The sequence below is a fragment of the Clostridium sp. M62/1 genome (genome assembly GCF_020736365.1).
Taxonomy (GTDB): domain Bacteria; phylum Bacillota; class Clostridia; order Lachnospirales; family Lachnospiraceae; genus Otoolea; species Otoolea saccharolyticum_A.
In genome coordinates this window covers 1115445-1134591 of sequence record NZ_CP085988.1, presented here as the reverse complement: position 1 = coordinate 1134591, position 19147 = coordinate 1115445, and the positions used below count along the sequence as shown (strand labels likewise).

The 19147-nt window shown below is 49.9% G+C and carries 17 protein-coding genes and 1 other annotated feature; of the genes, 1 reads left to right on the top strand and 16 read right to left on the bottom strand.

Annotated features, from left to right (window positions below; genetic code table 11):
• Positions 1 to 503: 503 nt before the first annotated feature.
• The 8 genes from LK436_RS05780 to LK436_RS05745 all read right to left on the bottom strand — a co-directional run bounded on the left by LK436_RS05780 (position 504) and on the right by LK436_RS05745 (position 10758).
• Positions 504 to 1250, bottom strand: a complete 747-nt coding sequence (locus LK436_RS05780; protein ID WP_008399461.1) for a TraX family protein — start codon at positions 1248 to 1250, stop codon at positions 504 to 506.
• On the bottom strand, positions 1247 to 4510 hold the full coding sequence (locus LK436_RS05775; protein ID WP_008399462.1) for a glycosyltransferase: 3264 nt from the start codon (positions 4508 to 4510) through the stop codon (positions 1247 to 1249). The genes LK436_RS05780 and LK436_RS05775 overlap by 4 nt, the downstream gene beginning before the upstream one ends.
• A 3-nt stretch (positions 4511 to 4513) precedes the next feature.
• Positions 4514 to 5302: a class I SAM-dependent methyltransferase gene (locus tag LK436_RS05770; protein ID WP_015574728.1), complete on the bottom strand. Its 789-nt coding sequence runs from the start codon at positions 5300 to 5302 to the stop codon at positions 4514 to 4516.
• Between the two features lie 73 nt (positions 5303 to 5375).
• Positions 5376 to 6773 (bottom strand): ABC transporter ATP-binding protein, encoded by a 1398-nt coding sequence (locus tag LK436_RS05765; protein ID WP_015574727.1) that lies wholly within the window; start codon positions 6771 to 6773, stop codon positions 5376 to 5378.
• Positions 6774 to 7069: 296 nt separating this feature from the next.
• Complete coding sequence (locus LK436_RS05760) at positions 7070 to 7891, bottom strand: hypothetical protein (protein ID WP_021965443.1); 822 nt, start codon at positions 7889 to 7891, stop codon at positions 7070 to 7072.
• The gene (locus LK436_RS05755) at positions 7851 to 8453 is read right to left on the bottom strand and encodes an RNA polymerase sigma factor (RefSeq protein ID WP_008399469.1); all 603 of its coding nucleotides are present in this window, start codon (positions 8451 to 8453) and stop codon (positions 7851 to 7853) included. The genes LK436_RS05760 and LK436_RS05755 overlap by 41 nt, the downstream gene beginning before the upstream one ends.
• Positions 8454 to 8614: 161 nt before the next feature.
• Entirely contained in the window at positions 8615 to 9973 is a 1359-nt protein-coding gene (locus LK436_RS05750; RefSeq protein WP_008399471.1) for a replication-associated recombination protein A, read from the bottom strand.
• Positions 9974 to 10026: 53 nt separating this feature from the next.
• The gene (locus LK436_RS05745; RefSeq protein WP_008399473.1) at positions 10027 to 10758 is read right to left on the bottom strand and encodes a polysaccharide deacetylase family protein; all 732 of its coding nucleotides are present in this window, start codon (positions 10756 to 10758) and stop codon (positions 10027 to 10029) included.
• A gap of 267 nt (positions 10759 to 11025) precedes the next feature.
• Here LK436_RS05745 and LK436_RS05740 point away from each other — a divergent pair, with 267 nt between their 5' ends.
• A complete protein-coding gene (locus LK436_RS05740; protein ID WP_008394701.1) occupies positions 11026 to 12654 on the top strand; it encodes an IS1182 family transposase in 1629 nt (542 codons plus the stop codon).
• A gap of 299 nt (positions 12655 to 12953) precedes the next feature.
• On the opposite strand, the gene LK436_RS05735 is transcribed toward LK436_RS05740, so the two are convergent.
• The 8 genes from LK436_RS05735 to rplK form a co-directional block, all read right to left on the bottom strand.
• Positions 12954 to 13799 carry an undecaprenyl-diphosphate phosphatase gene (locus LK436_RS05735; protein ID WP_008399585.1) on the bottom strand — a complete coding sequence of 282 codons (846 nt, stop codon included), beginning with the start codon at positions 13797 to 13799 and terminating at the stop codon, positions 12954 to 12956.
• A 15-nt stretch (positions 13800 to 13814) separates the two neighbouring features.
• Positions 13815 to 14489 carry a uracil-DNA glycosylase gene (locus LK436_RS05730; protein ID WP_008399583.1) on the bottom strand — a complete coding sequence of 225 codons (675 nt, stop codon included), beginning with the start codon at positions 14487 to 14489 and terminating at the stop codon, positions 13815 to 13817.
• A gap of 148 nt (positions 14490 to 14637) precedes the next feature.
• A complete protein-coding gene (locus LK436_RS05725; RefSeq protein WP_008399582.1) occupies positions 14638 to 15315 on the bottom strand; it encodes a hypothetical protein in 678 nt (225 codons plus the stop codon).
• Between the two features lie 65 nt (positions 15316 to 15380).
• Positions 15381 to 16184 carry a nitroreductase family protein gene (locus LK436_RS05720; RefSeq protein WP_008399580.1) on the bottom strand — a complete coding sequence of 268 codons (804 nt, stop codon included), beginning with the start codon at positions 16182 to 16184 and terminating at the stop codon, positions 15381 to 15383.
• Positions 16185 to 16577: 393 nt separating this feature from the next.
• A complete protein-coding gene (rplL, locus tag LK436_RS05715; protein WP_008399578.1) occupies positions 16578 to 16952 on the bottom strand; it encodes a 50S ribosomal protein L7/L12 in 375 nt (124 codons plus the stop codon).
• A 132-nt stretch (positions 16953 to 17084) separates the two neighbouring features.
• Entirely contained in the window at positions 17085 to 17573 is a 489-nt protein-coding gene (gene rplJ / locus LK436_RS05710) for a 50S ribosomal protein L10 (RefSeq protein WP_008399574.1), read from the bottom strand.
• Between the two features lie 45 nt (positions 17574 to 17618).
• Positions 17619 to 17752, bottom strand: a sequence feature (ribosomal protein L10 leader region).
• Between the two features lie 165 nt (positions 17753 to 17917).
• Complete coding sequence (gene rplA, locus LK436_RS05705) at positions 17918 to 18613, bottom strand: 50S ribosomal protein L1 (protein ID WP_008399572.1); 696 nt, start codon at positions 18611 to 18613, stop codon at positions 17918 to 17920.
• 87 nt (positions 18614 to 18700) lie between these two features.
• The gene (gene rplK, locus LK436_RS05700; RefSeq protein ID WP_008399571.1) at positions 18701 to 19126 is read right to left on the bottom strand and encodes a 50S ribosomal protein L11; all 426 of its coding nucleotides are present in this window, start codon (positions 19124 to 19126) and stop codon (positions 18701 to 18703) included.
• Between the last annotated feature and the right edge of the window lie 21 nt (positions 19127 to 19147).

The window sequence follows — 19147 nt, the reverse complement described above, 5'->3', positions numbered from 1 at the left end:
TGTCAACAGCTTACAGTCCGCCTTCCAAGCTTTTGCCTGCCCTGTTTTTTGTGTTTCCCTGACGCGCTTAATTCCTGATTTTCAGAAAGCCGGCAGAACCACTGTCTTCCCGCAGAGGATACCCCTGCTGCCATAGCCGTTCTGCAGGCAGAAATACTGGAAATTCCCTGGTCCTCTGTAAGGACAGCCAAAGGTCTGAACTGTTATCTCAATGGTACCATTCTTTTGTAAACTGCCATGGTTGGATTCTCGAAATCCAGGTAAAAAATAAGTAATTTTCTGTATGCAGACTCCTTAGCGCCATTCCCCTGAGAGTATCTTCCCTGTGCAGGCCCTCTGTTCTTTTTCAGCAGAAAACAAAAGCTTTAAAAACAATAGCTTTAAAAAACAATAGCTTTAAAAGACAAAAGGCAGATAAGCATTCCGCTTATCTGCCCTCAGACTTTCATTAAGATCAATCCTCTGAAAAATTTCTAGCCGGCACATCATCTTCAGCCGCCATATCATACTCCCGCCGCTGTCCTCACAATCCCGATGAGAAGCAGGTGGGCCGGATAGTAAATATAAAAGAACCATTTTCCCCATGTCCTGCTGCCCTTTCCTGAATTCTCTTTTCCATTGTAGAGAAACAGGATTGTGAGGCAGGCTGCCGCAGGGGCGACGGCACTGCAGACAGCCCTGAGCAGAGCCTGTGCTGCCCCGTAGACTGTGCCGCAGGTACTCACAAAGGTGAAAATCAGGTACAAAATCACCACAAATCCGCAGGCCTTTTTCCTCTCCTCCCAGTCTGTTCCTGCATTGTAGAACAGGAGTGTAAAGACAGGAGCCAGAAACGGCCAGTCACAAAAACTGCTGAGAAATACTACCAGAAGCCCAGGTACCAGCCTTTTTCCGGCAAAGCGCTCATCTGTCCTGATAACTAACAGCAGAAAGCACAGAAACAGAGTAAACATCATATTCAGAACAGGATATCCGAAGGCCATAAAAAACGGGATCTGTGAAATAAAGCCAAACAGCAGGAGCCTTAAACCGTACCGTCTTTTAGAGCTTGTGTACCGGAATCCCTCTGCCAGAAAAAAGCACATGACGATGGCCGTAAAGTATCCGATATCCTGCATAACTGTCTTTACAAGGCCATCGGGGAGCAGCCCTGTCCCGATGTGGTTCACTGTCATGGCAGCTATGGCAATGTACTTGATCTGCTCTCTTGTAAGTCCTGTACCTCCTGCTTCTGATCGTTCTGCCGTCATCCTTCAAAGTCCTCCCTGATAACCTCCCAGGCTGCGTCAATGCTGAAATGGTTTTTAATATAATCCTGTGTCTTTTCTGCCATCTCCCGGAGCTTTTCTGTATCGTCGTAGAGCCTGACAACTGCGGACGCAAAATCCTCCGGCTGATCCCTGACCTCGAGAACCTCCTCGACGCCGGGGATTCCCTCGCTTCCCACTGAGGTTGTGACAATCGGCGCACCGTTGTAGATGGCCTCCACCACCTTGCCCTTGACGCCGGCGCCGTAGCGCAGCGGAACCACCACCAGGCGGCAGCTCCGATAAAGCTCAGAAAGCTCCTCCTCGCTGACGAATCCTTTTACGATAATTCCGTTTCCCGGCTGTTCCAGGGCCTTGATTTCCTCTGTCACCTTAGAACCGACCACATAGAAATTAACCTTAAGCCTTGCCCTGATAAGCGGGAATACTTCCTTCGCAAACCACAGCACTGCATCTGCATTCGGCGGGTGGGCGAAGCCTCCCACAAACAGAAGCCCCTCCCTCTTCTCAAAGTCCAGATTCAGGCTGTCTAAAAATTCTTCATAGACGTAGGCTGTGATGGCCTTCGCGTTCACCGTATCGTCAACCTCATGGATTGCCTCTATCTCCACCTCAGAAGGGTAATAGGAAACCGCAGCCTTGCGCATCAGTGTAAACTCAATGGATTTCCAGTAATCAGACTCCCTCTTCTTTGCCGGATCCCCTGTCAGCTCAAACTCCCTGAACTCTCTCAGGAAGTGGAGATCATGGCCGTAGAAGATAATCTTCATATCTGTGTGTTCTGCAATATAGTCCACATACTTGGTGGCAATGTGGGGCCTGTTTAAATAGGCCGCGCTGATCTCGCTGCCGTTCTTATCCAGCCAGTCCCAGATCCCTGTCACATACTCCGGGCCGTAGAGGATCTCGATTCCCATCTGCTGAAGAACGGTGGAATAGGGCTCCTCGTGGAGATAGTTGTCTCCCAGGAACTTCACCACATACCCTTTCTTAAGGAACATTTTCAGGTACTGGAAGGTGGTCTTGGATCCCGCATCCCTGTCAAAGGTAGGCACATAGTGGTCCACCACCAGAATGATTTTCTTTCCCTGGCTGCGCTCTCTGGCCCGGAACGGATTGGGATTTCCCGTGTTGACGCACTGCTTTTTCAGCTCATCCTTCCACTTTTCTTTGAGTTTCTCGCTGTTCTCTACCTGATAGCGCTTTAAACCGCTTCCATTGACGTCGGTTCCATTGGAAATTCCCTCAAAATGGATCACCTTGGAGAGAGGCTGGTAAACCACCCGGTAGCCTGCCTTTCTCACCTCAAAGGCCAGATCCGAATCCTCACAGTAGGCAGGCGCAAACCGCTCGTCAAAGCCTCCAATCTGTTTCCAGAGCTTTGTGGAGAGCAGGATGGCCGCCCCTGAGATGTAGTCCACATCCTTCACATAGTTGTACTCTGCCTTGTTCGGGTCGTCCAGCCGTCCGTAATTCCATCCGGAGCCGTCGCTCCAGATAATGCCTCCGGCTTCCTGAAGCCTTCCGTCCGGGTAAACCAGCTTGGAACCCACCATTCCGATGGTTTCATCCGACTCGATTAGGTTTACCAGGGAGCTGAGCCAGCCCTCCGTCACCTGGGTATCATTGTTCAGAAACATAATATACTCACCCCTGGCCGCCTTTGCCGCCTGGTTGCAGTTTCTTAAAAAGCCCTGGTTCGTCTTGTTCCGGCAGATCACGATATTCTCCGCAAACTCAGACAGGTGCTCTGTGGCGTCTGCAGACACATCGTCGGCAATGATTACCTCATAGCTCACATCCTTCGTGTGTTCTAAAATAGAAACCAGACACAGGTAGGTATAGTGAATCTGATTGTATACCGGAATCACGATGGACACCTTCGGATGCTCCGTTCTGGGGAAAACTACCTTTCCGTGGGCCAGATACTCGTCACCGATCTCAAAATGGCCTTTGATCCGGTTCTTTCCCTCCGCAGTCGTATACATCCTGAAATATCTGGCCGGGTGGAGGATGGTATTTTTCACATATCCCAGCTTCTTGCGCTTCACCGTTCCCTTTGGCACTGCCCTGTTAAAGGCCTGGCCAAGCTTCCTCTTCACCTTAAAGATGATGGCTTCGTGTCTGTTTAAGTAGGTCAGGGTCTTTCCCATCTCTCCCACTTCCCGGCGCAGATCTCCGATGATCACTTCCAGATTCGCCACATGGTTGTTGGTCAGCCGCTGAACCTCCTGGCCCTTTCTGAGGGCGATTTCTTTTTCGGAAAGCTCTGCCTTCAGCTGCTCAATCCTGTCCTTGGCCTGGTAAAACTCCTTAGCCATCTGCCTTAAATCCTTCACGGGTTTCGTGGAAACGTAGTAGTTTTCCAGGAAAATTTCCTGATTTTCCCCGTGGACATAGAATTGGAAAGAGTGTTCCATTCTCTCGTAAACAGAAATCATGGACGGGGTAATGGAAAATTCCGATAAAAACCGTTCTCTGTCCCCAAACAGCTCCTGCAGCTCTTCCCTGCAGGAATCATAGAAATAAAACAGCGCTCTGTACCGAAGGAAGCTCTCCGGCACAGGAAAGGAAAATACCCATTCATAGTCGAGGGCCAGCGGTACTTCCTCCTGGCTTATCAGGGGCTTAGGCTGTCCTGCCTCTTCTTCTTTTCCCTTCCCCCTCTCTGTACAGAGCATAACATTTTCAAAGAGGGCATCCACATTCGATGTTCGAAAGGCCAGGCTTTCCTTCTCAAAATCCAGGTCGGAAAGCTCCGCTTCCTGCTTTCCTTCACCGGCTTTATCTGCCTGCGCCCTGCCAAACACCTCCAGAAATTCAGGTGTCACCGCAAAGGGGCTGATAAACTCCGGCCGGCAGGAGACGGCGACGTGAAGCGCTTCCTCCACGGCTGAGATGACATCCTTTTTTCTGCTGTCCTCCTCGCTGCCTGACTCCCCTCTCTGAGCAATTTCAGAAATTCTCTCCTTCAGGCGCTCTGCCAGAGTCACTCCCGTCAGAAATTCAAATCTCGCCGTCCTTCCTCCGTCCCTCAGCTCTGGTTTCAGGTAGGAGAGAACGCCGCTCTCTTCTGAGAGCAGGCGGTATTTTTCTTCAAAGGAACGGATGTGCGCCTCCCCTTCGGGGGAGAGGGCAGTCTTATCTACCGCCCGCTTCCCATCCTCTGAGAGAATGGCCGTCTTGATCTGGAAGGGCTCCCGCCTCGTCCTGTTGTATTTTACATAAATGGTTTCTGCCATGGTCTACTCTCCTTTTTCCCAGATGATGAGGAAGGAATCCGCAAAATTTCCAAACTGTCCGTCCTCGCAGGCCGCCTCAAAATCTGCTCCCACGTCCGTGAAAGGGTACTCCGGGAAGTCATACAGGGGATGCATTCCTGCAAGCTCTCCCCTCGCCGGCAGACAGCGGTCCGAATAGATCACAGAAGGCACCCTGTAATCCGGCATGGGATAGTAAAATTCACAGCCAGGGAACAGTCCCGCAAGCTGTCCTCTCATGACGCTCACCGAATCTCTTGGGGCTCCGGCAAAATATTTCAGGCCAAAGCGGTTGCAGGCCGCAAGGAGCAGTGTTCCCCCCGGCTTTAAGAGGGATTTTAAAAGCTCTGCCCACTCACTGACCGGCTCTCTGAGGCTTCCGGCACAGACCACATAGTCATATCGCTTCCCTGCGGCCGCGATCTTCTCAAGGGGCTCACTGGTGAGAGAAAGGGCGCAGGAGGCGGAAGGCTGTTCTGCCTCCTTTTTTACCTCCGGGAACCGGGCTCTCACCACATCCAGGCTTTCCTCTGACTCATCCCACACCTCCACATGGTTCACCCGCTGCCTGAAAAGGCCTGTCAGGGCTCCGAAATCGGCGCCTACCTGAAGAAGTGATGCGTCCCTGCGAAACTCATACCACTCGAGCAGGTTTTCTCTGAGTGGGGAAAGAGCCATGAAATATTCCAGGTTCACATGGGCCCTCAGAGCACTCCTGTAATCATTTCCATATTTATCTATCAGAGAAATAACCTTCTGATTCAGATCTTTCATAGTGATTTTTTGTTCTCCTTTTCTCTGCATTTCTCTGCATTCATCCGGCCACCCTCAGGCTATGGCTGACGTTTTATGCATCCGCGTTTGCCGGCGTGAGCTTTGTCTCCACCTGGGACTCCATATCATAGACACCCACCGTGTTCTTGTTGGAGATAACCGTAATATTGGCCACATCGTAAAGGCGGTGATACACCACATGCTCGCCGTTCTCAAAGCCGGTACAGCTCATGGAGAGCAGGTACTCCCCGCCCTGCAGCGTCATCTTCTGCCTGAAGGAGACCTCATAGACATCTCCCCGCTTCACAGGCTTAATGTCCGTTCCCTCAAACATGGTGTTGGTTCCCGTCAGATCCGTACCCTTTTTATCTTTGATGGTGTAAGTGAAAATCGGCGCCTGGATCTCTGTGCTGAAACGGATTTTCTCCTTGATCGTAAACATCTCGCCCTTTAGCAGCAGGTTTGTCAGATTTCCCCTCTCGTCGAACAGGCCCAGATCTACAATCTCCGCGCGGCCGTCGCCGTACTCGGTACGGTTTGCATTAATTGTGATCTTATCCTTCATCAGTCCCTTCTGATGCTGCTCTGAGCCGTCTTCTTCCTTCTGTCCGGCTGTGTCTGTGCTGCTCACCGCGCTGTCTCCGGAGAAATCGTTCATCTGTGACAGCTCCTCATTCAGGGAATCCAGCTGGCCTGCCAGAATCTTCTTGTAGAGATCCACCATCTTTCCGGCCGGGCCCTCAGCTACGAACTCACCGCGGTTTAACAGCACTACCTTGTCGCAGTACTTGATCACGCTTCCCATATCGTGGGTTACCATGACAATGGTGGTTCCGCTCTTTCTCAGCTCGTCCATACGGCGGTAGCATTTAGACTGGAAGAACACGTCTCCTACGGACAGAGCCTCATCTACGATCAGGATCTCCGGTTCCACATTGATGGACAGGGCAAAGGCCAGGCGGACAAACATACCGCTCGAGTAGGTCTTGACCGGCTGGTAGACAAAGTCTCCGATGTCTGCAAACTCCAGTATGTCCGGGAGCTTTTCATCCATCTCCTTCTTGGAAAAGCCCATCATGGTTCCGTTCATGTAAATGTTCTCAATTCCTGTATAATCCTGGTTAAAGCCGGCTCCCAGCTCCAGAAGGGCCGATATCTTTCCGTCCACCATGACTTCGCCGGAGGTGGGGGTAAGTACCCCAGTGATAATCTTCAGGATCGTGGATTTTCCTGAACCGTTGGTTCCGATAATCCCCACCGTCTCCCCCTTTTTCACGTCAAAAGAAAGATTCTGAAGGGCATAGAAATCCTTATGGTAGTTTTTATGGGTAACGCTTAAGGATTCCTTGAGCCTGTCAATGGGCTTGTCATACAGACGGTAGATCTTTGTCACATTCTTGACGGAAATTGCATTGGCTCCTGCTTCAGTATGTGTATTCAATGGAAGGTTCCTTTCTGTTCTGTCTTTCATTTTTATACGGTTTATCTCTCCTGTGGATCGGGCAGGTGGAATAAACCCCTGTCTGCTTCCTTCAGCCTGCAGAACTGTCTGCCCTATCCCAGAGTCGGTTCCTGCCCGGAGCTGTCCCGCAGGCAAAAAAGCACAGTTTGTTTTAGTATATCATACTTTCTGTTATTTTACAGCCCCTTTCACATGTTTGGATTCACTTGCAAAAACAGTGAGAGGCCGGATAAATGCCCCTCACTGTTTTCTGTTCCCGGCTGGATTTTCAAATCTGTCTGGATCTCTCCTTCCAGTTCTTTCATCTACTTTCCTTCTATGATCTCTTCCGCCATAGAAAACATCTCCTCAGCCCCGGCGGTGCCTGTGATGTCCACCAGACTGTACGCCTGATCCTCTGTCCTCCACTCCATGGAGTGAACCTCCTGCACCTTCACCTCGTCGGAACCGTAGGAAATGCCGAAGTTCGGATTCTCCATATCCTTTTTGTCCTGCTCCGTCAGCTCATAGTCCGGCGGCACAACCTTCATCGTAGTTTCCAGATAGCTTACAGAGACTCCTCCAATCTCGCGCACCTCCTTGGCCTCGGGCATTCCCTCTGACGATTCTTCCATCCCCTTAAGCTTCGGTGTGACAGAAGCCAGAATTTCATTCCCATCCTTCTCGTAGCTCACAAAGATATCGGTGTACTCGGTTCCCGGGATCGGGTTTCCGTCTGCATCCACAGCAGCCCCGTCTCCCGTGTTCACATACTGGAACTGATAGCCGTTTGAAAAGCTCTCCGGCATTCCCGTCTCAAGCCCTGTCTTTTTCTCTGCATCCGCCAGCCCGCTGTACTCTCTCACCTCTGTCAGATGGCTGCTGCCGACCATGGAGCCTGCCATTTTTCCTGCTGCAATACAGGTAATGCTTCCTATCATCATAACCGCCGCTGCCGCCAAAACCAGTTTTCTCTTTTTGAATCTCATATCTGAACCCTTTCTTTCTGAATGCTCTTCATTCTCCCTCATGCTGTCAATCACGGCAAGCTCCCTGTCAATCCGGTCTTTCAGGCTGTCAGGGGCTGTCATTTTTCCCGCTTCCCTCTCAAAAAACTCCTTTAACCTTCCGTCCGTTTCCCTGTTCACAGACAACTCCCTCCTTTCCCGGCTCACTCATAAGCTCTGCCCTGATTTTTCTTCGCGCCGTAAACAGCCTTGATTTCACCGTTCCCTCCAGGCAGCCCATGATGCGGGCAATCGTCCTGGTGGAAAATTCGTTGAAATAGTAGAGAATCAGCACCGTTCTGTGTTTTTCATCCAGACGGTCCACCGCGTCCCTGATCCTCTGGCGTTCTTCCTCCTTAAGAAGACGTTCGGGAGTCAGATCGGTCTGTATATCTGAGGATGCGTCTGCGTGAGTCAGTATCTCGCTGTCGGGAAATTCCCGCCTTCTGCCCTCTGACTGTTTCCAGGCCGTCCTTGTGAGAATCCTGTAAAACCAGCTCTTGAAGCCTCCTGCATCTTTAAGCTGTCCGATATTCACATATACCTTGACAAAGGTATCCTGGACAATATCCTCCGCATCCGCCCGGTTTCCGGCCAGAAACCATGCGGTTCGGAAGGCCTGATCCTTATAAAGTTCATACAGCGCGTCAAACGCCTCCCTATCTCCGGCCGCAAACCGTTCTACAAGTTCTGTTTCTCTCAAGTCCTCTGCTCTCCTTCCCGTTTTGGTGCACCTGTCTATAAGAGCATTCTGCAGGCAGGCTGGTTCATTTTTCCTGCATTTATTTTTCCCCTTTGGCGTTATCAGAGCGTGGAGTAAAAAAAGCCGCCCTCATTTCAGAAGGCAGCTGCTTTTCCTTTTATTTATTCTTTCCCTTTTGTGTCCGTCTCACTTTCCTCCCCGGACAGGCTCCTCAGGAAAGCAAGCCTTTCCCCTATCTGCTTTTCATATCCGTTTTCTGAGGGCTCATAGAATACAGCGTCCTCCATTCCATCCGGAAGATACTGCTGCTTCACATAGTGATAGGGGTAATCATGGGCATACTTATAATCAAGCCCCCGTCCCAGAGCGGCGGCACCGCTGTAGTGGCGGTCCTGAAGATGCACAGGAACCGGGCCCAGAGGTCTTGTCTTAACTGCGTTCATGGCAGCTTCTATGGCCTTGACTGCCGAATTGCTTTTGGGGGCGCTGGCCACATAGGTTGCGGCATTGGCGAGAATAATCTGCGCCTCCGGCATTCCAACCCGCTCCACCGCCAAGGATGCGCTGACAGCCACACAGAGAGCCTGGGGATCTGCATTTCCCACGTCCTCTGAGGCGCAGATCATAATTCTCCTGGCAATAAACTTGATATCCTCCCCCGCGTAGAGCATTCTGGCCAGATAATAGACTGCAGCGTCCGGATCCGAGCCTCTCATACTCTTGATAAAGGCAGATATCGTATCGTAGTGGTTGTCTCCCCCCTTGTCGTAGCGCACAGCCCGCTTCTGGATGCACTCCTGGGCCACGGCCAGGTCAATGTGGATGAGCCCGTCCTCCCTGCGCTCTGTGGTAAGGACGCCCAGCTCCACCGCATTCAGGGCAGCCCTCGCATCCCCGTTTGCCGCCTCTGCCAGAAATTCCTCAGCCTCCTGTTCCAGAACTGCCCGGTACATTCCCATCCCCTTTTCATGATCCGCCACAGCCCGCCTCATCAGCTCTATGATATCTCCCTTTTCAAGAGGTTTCAGCTCAAAGATCCTGGATCGGGAAATCAGAGCTCCGTTCACCTCAAAATAAGGATTTTCCGTGGTTGCGCCGATGAGAATAAGGGTTCCGTCCTCCACAAAGGGCAGAAGATAGTCCTGCTGGCTCTTGTTGAAACGGTGAATCTCATCCACAAAAAGGATCGTCTTCTGCCCGTACATTCCAAGAGCGTCTTTGGCCTCCTTTACCGCCTCCTCCATGTCCTTTTTTCCCGCTGTGGTGGCATTAATCTGGGTGAAGCGGGCGCTGGTGGTATTGGCAATCACTCTCGCAAGCGTTGTCTTTCCAGTTCCCGGCGGCCCGTAAAAAATCACTGAGCCCAGCTTATCTGCCTTGATCGCCCGATACAGCAGCTTGTCCTTCCCGATTATGTGCTTCTGCCCCACCACCTCATCCAGGGTGGACGGGCGCAGGCGGGAGGCCAGCGGCGCCTCCTTCTCCATCGTACTGCTCCTCATATAGTCAAATAAATCCATTGCGGTTTTCTCCCCTTCACCTGCTCACTGATAGGCGGCTCCCAGGAGCTTCTCTATTCTATCAGCAGCTCGTCTACTGTAACAAAAGTATAGCCCTGCTCCTTCAATGTGTCAATGGCCGCAAGGGCTGCCTTCACGGTGGAGGGAAACGTGTCATGCATCAGCACAATCTGGTGCTTTCCCGCCTGTCTTTCAATTTTCCCAAGGACGGCTGCGCTGTTCTGACTCTTCCAGTCCAAGGTATCAATATCCCAGAACACAGGAGTCATCTGAACCTTCTCCTCCAGTTCCTCATTCCACGCCCCGTATGGAGGTCTTATATAAGCCGGCTTTGTCCCTGTAATCTCCTCAATCATCTCGTTTGTCTTCTCAATCTGGCTGACTGCGCTCTCCATACTCTCCCGGGTCAGATCCACGTGGCTGTAGCAGTGGGTCCCGATGAGATGGCCTTCCTCCTTCATCCTCTGAATCAGTCTCTCGTTGCCGGGAATATTTTCTCCCATCAGAAAAAAGGATGCCTTCACCCCTCTGTCTTTCAGCCCGTCCAGCAGCTCCTCCGTACAGGACGAGTGGGGGCCGTCATCAAAGGTGAGAGCCAGAAACGGGCTTTTCTGGTTTGGATCAATGGCAGGTCCATTCTCCCGCTCCGAAGCGGGGACAGCAGAAATCTCTCCCCTTTCTCCCCCTCCCGCTTCCCAGACCACTCTCCCCAGATTGGCCGCCAGCAGAATATCTGCAAGCAGGACAGCCGCCAGTACCCCTGCCTGTAATCTCAGTTTCTTCAACTCCTGTCCCTCCTTACTGCCGTAAAGTTCCCTTGTCTAAATATACGGTTCTCCCTTCCCAGATATACATGCCCCCGCCAGCGTTTTCCGATGCCAGAACAAAGCGGCGGGTCGCAAAAGCGACATTTTCCTCTCCAACCCAGTGCGATCCCCGCGGAGCGTTTTTATATGGGGCTGTCGCACTAAATAATTAGTGCGGCAGCACTTTTTTGCAGAGAATAAGAGCCAGGTCTGTGCAAGGCCTGGCTCTTGGTGTAAAATTTATTTATGCGAATAAATAAAATCCTACAGAAAGATTATACCTTATCTTCTCTGTACTATCAAATCAAACTTCCGCTGGATGTGGAAATTTTGATTCCGGCAGATGATCCGGTCCGTCTTCTGAGTGCATTTGTGGAGGGAATGGAACTCAGCGATCTTTATCAGACTTATGGAAAGATAAAGAAAAATCAGGCGACACCGAGACAGCTGTTTAAGATCATGGTCTACGCCAGCATGAATCGGATCTATTCCAGCCGGGATATCGAAACTGCATGCCGCAGGGATATCAACTTCATGTACCTTTTGGAAGGGAAACCAGCACCTGACCATGCAACCTTTGCACGTTTTATTTCTCTGCATTTCGCACAATGCTCGAAAAAGACATTGGCCGAGGTGTCGAAACTCTTATATTCCCTTGGGGAGATTTCCGGGAAAAGTATCTTTATTGACGGAACGAAAATAGAATCCGTTGCGAATAAATATACTTTTGTCTGGAAAAAAGCCATTACGAAAAATCAGGCAAAACTATTCGATAAGATTCTTGTCTTTGTGGAAGAGTGTGAAAATCTTTACGGTTTCAGGATCGCTTATAACGGGAAAGTCTCTCTTCACACATTAAAAAGGCTGCGAAAAAAGCTGTGCAGGATCAGGCAGGAGGAAGGGATTGTCTTTGTTCATGGAACCGGACGACGAAAAACACACCTTCAGAAATCGCTGGAAACTCTGGAAACTTACATAGCAAAACTGAAGGAGTACAATAAAAAGCTTTATGTCTGTGGAGACCGTAACAGTTATTCTAAAACAGACCCGGATGCGACTTTTATGCGAATGAAAGAAGATGCCATGCTCAATGGGCAGCTGAAACCGGCTTATAATCTTCAGCATGGAGTGGATTCAGAATACATCACATGGCTGGATATCAGTCCACGGCCTACGGATACGAGGACCTTGATCCCATTCCTGAAAGATATGGAGTTGTATCTTCCGTTTAAATATCAGGAGATTGTGGCAGATGCAGGATATGAAAGCGAAGAGAATTACCTGTTTCTCGAAGAAAACGGTCAGCTGGCCTATATCAAACCCCAGAACTATGAAATTTCCAAACCCCGAAAATACCGTCAGGATATCGGGCGGATGGAAAACATGAAATATGATGAGAAAGCGGACTGTTATTACTGTAAAAATGGACAGGTGTTGACGATGCAGTACGAAAAGAGAGAAAAGACGGCCAGTGGATACCGGAGAACCGTTACCGTATATCGAAGTAACGGATGCAGCGGATGCCCTTTCAAAACAGACTGCATCAAGGGGAACAACTGCAAAACACCAATGGAAGACCGCCAGAAAGTACTGTACGTTTCGAAAAAAATGAAAGAAAAACGTCAGGAGACATTGGAGCGGATTACCAGTGATTATGGTACACAGCTCCGAATGAACCGAAGTATCCAGGCCGAGGGAAGTTTTGCAAACATCAAAGAGGATATGGAATTCAGACGATATTTATATCGAGGGAATGCAAATGTAACCGCCCAGAGTATCCTGCTGGCGATCGGGTATAACATAAACAAACTTCATCATAAGATTCAGGCAGGAAGGACAGGGCGTCATTTATTTCCACTCAAACAAACCGCCTGATTTTGACAGCTCAAAAGTAAATCCTGAAAATGAACCTTTTTTCAGAAAAGGTTTATTAAAGTTCGCCTTTTTATAGAAACGGAATAAAAGAAGTGAATATTTCGGCTTAAAAATAGCAAAAAGATGCTGCCGCATCTATGATTTTCTAATCATTGATGCGACAGCCCCATATAAAAACGCAGGCTCTGTCTCCCTGCCCAGAAATCCATTCTGGACAGGGAGACAGAGCCTGCGCCCTTCTTTTTCGCACACAGTTTTCTCTGTCCTGCTTTTTTTCCGTTTCTCTCCCCAAAGGATCTCTAAGCAGCCACAAGTGCAGAGATTCCGAAATAGGAAAGCACAATGATTCCCAGCACGATTCTGTAATATCCGAAGAACTTGAAATCATGCTGCTTTACATACTCCATCAGGAATTTAATGGAGTAGACAGAGACGCCGAAGGCCACTGCCATTCCAAAGAGCAGGTAGAACACCTCATATGCCTGGAAGGTCATTCCGTCAACAAATATAAATTTGATAATCTTTAAGAAGCTGGCGCCAAACATGACAGGGATTCCCAGGAAAAAGGAAAACTCTGCCGCAGCCCCCCTTGAGCAGCCTAACAGCATGGCCCCTAGGATTGTCGCTCCGGAACGGGAGGTTCCGGGAACCATGGCAAGAACCTGAAACAGTCCGATGCAGGCAGCCGTCCGGAAGGAAATCTGTGTCACCCTCTGGATTCTGAACTGCACGCCCCGGTTCCTGTTTTCCAGCAGAATAAAGAAAACGCCGTAGAGAATCAGCATGGCCGACACCACATAGCCGTTCATAAGCTTATCTAACAGGTTGTCAAAGGGAATTCCGATGATCGCTGCGGGAATACAGGCCACCACTATCTTCATCCAGAGGCGGATGGTCGCCCGCTTCTGGTTTTCTGTCTTTCGCGGTGAGAAGGGATTCAGTCTGTGGAAATACAGCACCACCACAGCCAGAATCGCACCCAGCTGAATCACCACCATAAACACTTCTCTGAATGCCTGGCTTACGTCCAGGTGAATAATCTCATCCACCAGAATCATATGGCCTGTGCTGCTGATGGGAAGCCATTCCGTAAAGCCCTCCACAATTCCCAGTACAAGCACTTTTAAAATCTCAAAAAAACTCATACCATTTCCTCTCTGCTAAATATTTTCGATCTGCCAGTCAATGGGCTCGATTCCGTTTTCCTTCAGATATTCGTTGGTGCGGCTGAAGGGCCTGCTTCCGAAAAATCCTCTGAATGCGGAGAGCGGGCTGGGATGGGGTGCTTCCAGAATCAGGTGTTTCGGGTTGGTCAGCATCGGCTTCTTCATCTGCGCCGGTCTTCCCCACAGGATAAACACCATCGGGCGATCCTGCTCGTTCAGTGCCCGGATCGCCGCGTCTGTAAACTCTTCCCAGCCGATTCCCCTGTGGGAATTGGCCTGATGGGCGCGCACAGTGAGAACCGTATTCAGAAGCATGACTCCCTGATCCGCCCACTTCTTTAAATATCCATTGTTGGGGATATAGCAGCCCAGATCGTCGTGAAGCTCCTGATAGATATTCACCAGGGAGGGCGGCGTTTCCACTCCCGGCTTTACGGAGAAGCACAGCCCGTGGGCCTGGCCGCGGCCGTGATAGGGATCCTGCCCCAGAATGACCACCTTCACCCTGGAAAGAGGTGTAAACGCAAAGGCGTTAAAAATATCATCGGCATCCGGATAAATCACCCTTGTTTCATATTCGTGCTTCACTGTCTCATACAGCTTTTTATAGTAAGGCTTCCTAAACTCCGCACTGAGCGGCGCAAGCCAGTCATTGCTGATCGCTCCCATTCAAGCTTCCTCTCTTTCGTCTGCGCCGTGCCTTCCCAATCAGTCATAGCCTGAAACTTCTGTAGTGCCTGACGCCCTTTATTTCTCTAAAAATATTATCACAGACAGGCAGAATAAACAATCGGAAAGTGCAAATTTTCGTTTTCCCCTATCGGCTGGAGCCTGCCGCCTCTTCTGCCGCCTTCACAATGAAATCTACAGAATTTTCCTTTATGGAGACAGCCCGCTCTCCAATTTCTTCGGAAATCTGGGCAAAGGTCTGGTTCACACGGTACATATGCGCTTTTTTGTTAAAAAATACCGTCTTTTCAAAAGGCCATCGTATCAGCTTCGGCATCCGGAAGTCCTCTCCCAGCTCCAGCGCCAGAAGCCTCCTGTTCAGTGTCCTTCCCAGCCACTCCTGGTAGGCCTTCCACTGAGGCAGATACCCTTCCTCTATGTAAGTTTCCGCATGGATGGTATTTCCCGTCAGAGGCGCGCCGCAGTGGGGACAGAGACCGTCCGGAATCTCCCCCGGCTCCCATATGTCCTTTGTGCAGGCTCTGCTGCACTGCTTCCACTGCTCGTTTCCGCAGGGCGCCACAATACGGCTCTGATCCAGGGAGCTCTCCCTGACTTTTCCGTCGGTCACCGTGGTGATAATAAAATAATCCTTTCCCTTCACCATATCTCCCAATGCCTCGTAAGCTCTTTTCGCCTGCTCCGGCTGGAGAGATGAGGGCCTGCCCGCCCCGGTCTCCCACTCTGCTCCGATTCCGATTAAAAGACAGTCGCTCTCCCTCAACATCTCTGAAAAATTCTCTGCAGATAAACCATTCTGTTCCATTCTCTCATCTCCCTGTGTGTCTTCTCTGCGTCTGTCAGGCCTGTGAGCACAGACGGGCAGAGCCTTTACTGCCTTCCGTCCGGCTGTTCCTGTTTTCCTCTCCCCGTATACGCCTCAAGCATGGCCTTCACCGATCGGGCCATCTCCTTTGAAAAAGCAGCGCCTGTCTTTCTCTTATAAAACGCCTGGGCAAAATTGTCCGCCGTGACAGCCGGCCCTTTGACGAAGCTCTCCGCCTTCCCGGCAAACATATCCTCCAGCTCCTCATCGGAAAGTCTCCGGTAGGTCTCCTCAAACACCACATACTTTCTGTCAAATCGTTCCCTGTGTACCCGCCTGTAGCCTTCCCTGTAATATCCGAGGCAGAGCAGGGAAATGGGAACCGCGTGCTGGGGCAGTCTGAAAAGCTCCCTGTGATATTCGAAATTTTCCAGAATATCTCCGATGTAGCAGGAGCCTATTCCCAGTGATTCCGCCATAATCACTGCATTCTGGGCTGCAATCATGGTGTCCTCGATGGACAGCAGCAAATCCGCCTCATTGGGCTCCTCCCAGGCAAGCCCCTCCTCCCTGCCTGCAAACTCCCTGCAGCCTTTCAGCCTGTAATAATCAAACCATTTCTGCTGATCCGCCACAAACAGGAGCAGAACAGGAGCCTTGGCTATAAACGGCTGATGGTCACAGCTTGCTGACAGCTTTTCCTTCATCTCCCGGCTCTTAATTACTATCACGGAATAGAGCTGCTGGTTTCCCGCCGTAGGCGCAAGGGAAGCTGCCTCAAGAATCTGATCTAAATCCGCATCTGAAATCTGCCTGTCATCATAGACACGCAGAGAAACTCTGTTTTTTACCGCATCTGATACCCTCATTTCTGTCCATCCCTTCTTTTTATGTTTTGCCTACCGTTTAAACAGCGCGCCAAAAGGGCTCCGCCTGTTCGGCCCTGCCCATTCCCTTTCTACCGTCCTCCATCTCATCTGCGGAAATTCTGAGGAATTTCCTGTAAATAAGAAAGTGGGCAGGCCCGCCTCAGCTCCCCACTCCCTCAATCATTAGGGGCTTGCCTGCTTTTTCGCGCCGCCGCGCGGCTGCTTTAAGCAGCCTTTTTCCTCTGCGCGGCGTGCGCATCCCGCCCGGCAGGGCTTTTCATATTATAGGAAATTCGGAGGATTTCCTATAATATGAAAAAGCCCAGAGTGTGCTTTCATACACTCTGGACTTTCGGTGTGTAATGCATTTAGTGTTTATAGAATGGCAATGGATTACTTTAATGTAACCTTTGCTCCCTCTGCCTCTAACTTTGTCTTAAGGTCCTCAGCCTCTTCCTTGGAAACGCCAGCCTTAACTACCTTCGGAGCGCCGTCAACTACTTCCTTAGCTTCCTTTAAGCCAAGACCTGTAGCCTCACGAACAACCTTGATAACCTTAACCTTGTTAGCGCCAACATCTGTCAGCTCTACGTCGAACTCTGTCTTCTCCTCAGCTGCCTCTGCTGCGCCGCCTGCTGCTGCAACTACAACGCCTGCTGCTGCGGATACACCGAACTCTTCCTCGCAAGCCTTTACAAGCTCGTTTAACTCTAATACGGATAACTCTTTAATAGCCTCAATGAACTCAGCTGTTGTTAACTTTGCCATTTTAATTTCCTCCTGTTTAATAATTTATTCTCTAATGAAATGTTTTCATACCGGATTCCCGGCTTCTGCAGTTCTGACGCTGCAGAACGGCTCTTCCATCACGCGGCTATGCAGCCTCTCTCATGTATGGAATTAAGCCTCCTTTGCCTCTGCGATCTGGTTGATAACGCGTGCAAAGTTTGCGATCGGGGACTGGATGCTTCCCAGTAACTTTCCGAGAAGAATTTCTCTGGACGGGATAGTAGCGATAACCTGAATTCCCTTCTCATCGTAATATGTGCCTTCCACAACGCCGGCCTTTAACTCTAACTTGTCTGCCTTCTTTGCAAACTCAGCTAATACTCTGGCCGGAGCAGTAGCATCTTCCTTGGATACAGCTAAAGCTGTAGGTCCTTCCAGATGTGGCTCTAAAGCTTCAAACTCTGTTCCCTTTGCAGCAAAGCGAATCATGGTGTTCTTGTATACCTTGTAAGTAACACCAGCTTCTCTTAACTGCTTACGAAGCTGTGTATCCTGCTCAACAGTTAATCCACGGTAGTCAACAACTACAGCAGACTTAGCGCCGTTGAATAACTCAGAGATCTCAGCAACGATAGGCTGCTTTAACTCAACTTTTGCCATGAATGGTTTACCTCCTGTATTATTTTCGTCGTATGAACCGCCAGGAGTCTTACAGAAAAAGCCTCCCTGCCAGAGACAGGGAGGCACCGTTTACATCAGTAAGTGTACGTTTCCTCGGCAGGCGTTTTCACCTTATGCCTTGCGGCACCTGCTGTCTTAGGCAGTCAATACTTAAGTAAGATAGCATATTTTTTTGTGGTTGTCAAGCAGTAAAATCGGGGATTGGCTGATTTTTTCAGGGCTTTTTATATTATAGGAAATTCGGAGGAATTTCCTATAAAAAAAGCGGAGCCCTTCCCGGATTTCTCCGGCGAAAGGGATCCGCTCTCTTCTATCTGCCGCAATTAGTTCACAAGCTTTGCTACGTTTAACTTCACACCTGGTCCCATTGTGGATGTCAGTGTTACGCTCTTTAAGTAAGCGCCCTTTAATGTAGCTGGCTTTGCCTTCAGAACTGCGTCGATAAGCGTCTGGAAGTTGTCCGCTAACTGCTCCTCTGTGAAAGAAGCCTTTCCTACTGGCACGTGGATAATATTTGTTTTATCAAGTCTGTACTCAATCTTACCGGCCTTGATATCGTTGATAGCCTTTGTCACGTCCATAGTAACGGTTCCGGCCTTCGGGTTTGGCATTAAGCCCTTCGGTCCAAGTACACGTCCTAAACGTCCAACAACGCCCATCATGTCTGGTGTAGCTACAACTACGTCGAAGTCAAGCCATCCCTCGTTCTGGATCTTCGGGATTAACTCCTCTGCTCCTACGTAATCAGCGCCTGCTGCCTGAGCCTCGTCAGCCTTCGGTCCCTTTGCGAATACAAGGATTCTGACTGTCTTACCTGTTCCGTGCGGAAGAACTACAGCGCCGCGGATCTGCTGATCAGCATGACGTCCGTCACAACCGGTTCTGATATGAGCTTCAACAGTTTCATCAAATTTAGCACCTGCTGCCTTCTTAACGATAGAGATAGCTTCGGATGCATCATAAAGATTTGTACGGTCTACTAACTTAGCAGCCTCTACGTATCTTTTTCCTCTTTTCATTATAAATAACCTCCTAGTGGTATTGTCGGGGATTGCCCTCCCACGTTTCTAATTCAACATCTCGTTTCCGCAGATTGTAAGTAAAACTTACTCCTCTACTGTGATACCCATACTTCTTGCAGTTCCGGCGATCATGCTCATAGCAGCCTCGATGCTTGCTGCATTTAAGTCTGGCATCTTGAGCTCAGCAATCTTTCTGACCTCTTCCTTGGAGATGGTAGCTACCTTTGTCTTATTCGGTACTGCAGAGCCGGATTTCAGCTTGCATGCCTTCTTTAATAAAACGGCAGCCGGCGGAGTCTTTGTAATAAAGCTGAAGCTTCTGTCAGCATATACAGTGATGACAACCGGGATTACCAGGTCACCCTGATCTGCTGTTCTGGCGTTGAACTCTTTTGTAAACTGTACAATGTTAACGCCGTGCTGTCCGAGAGCCGGACCAACTGGCGGAGCTGGTGTTGCTTTACCAGCAGGAATCTGTAATTTAATGTATCCTGTTACTTTCTTTGCCATGATAAGGCACCTCCTAATATT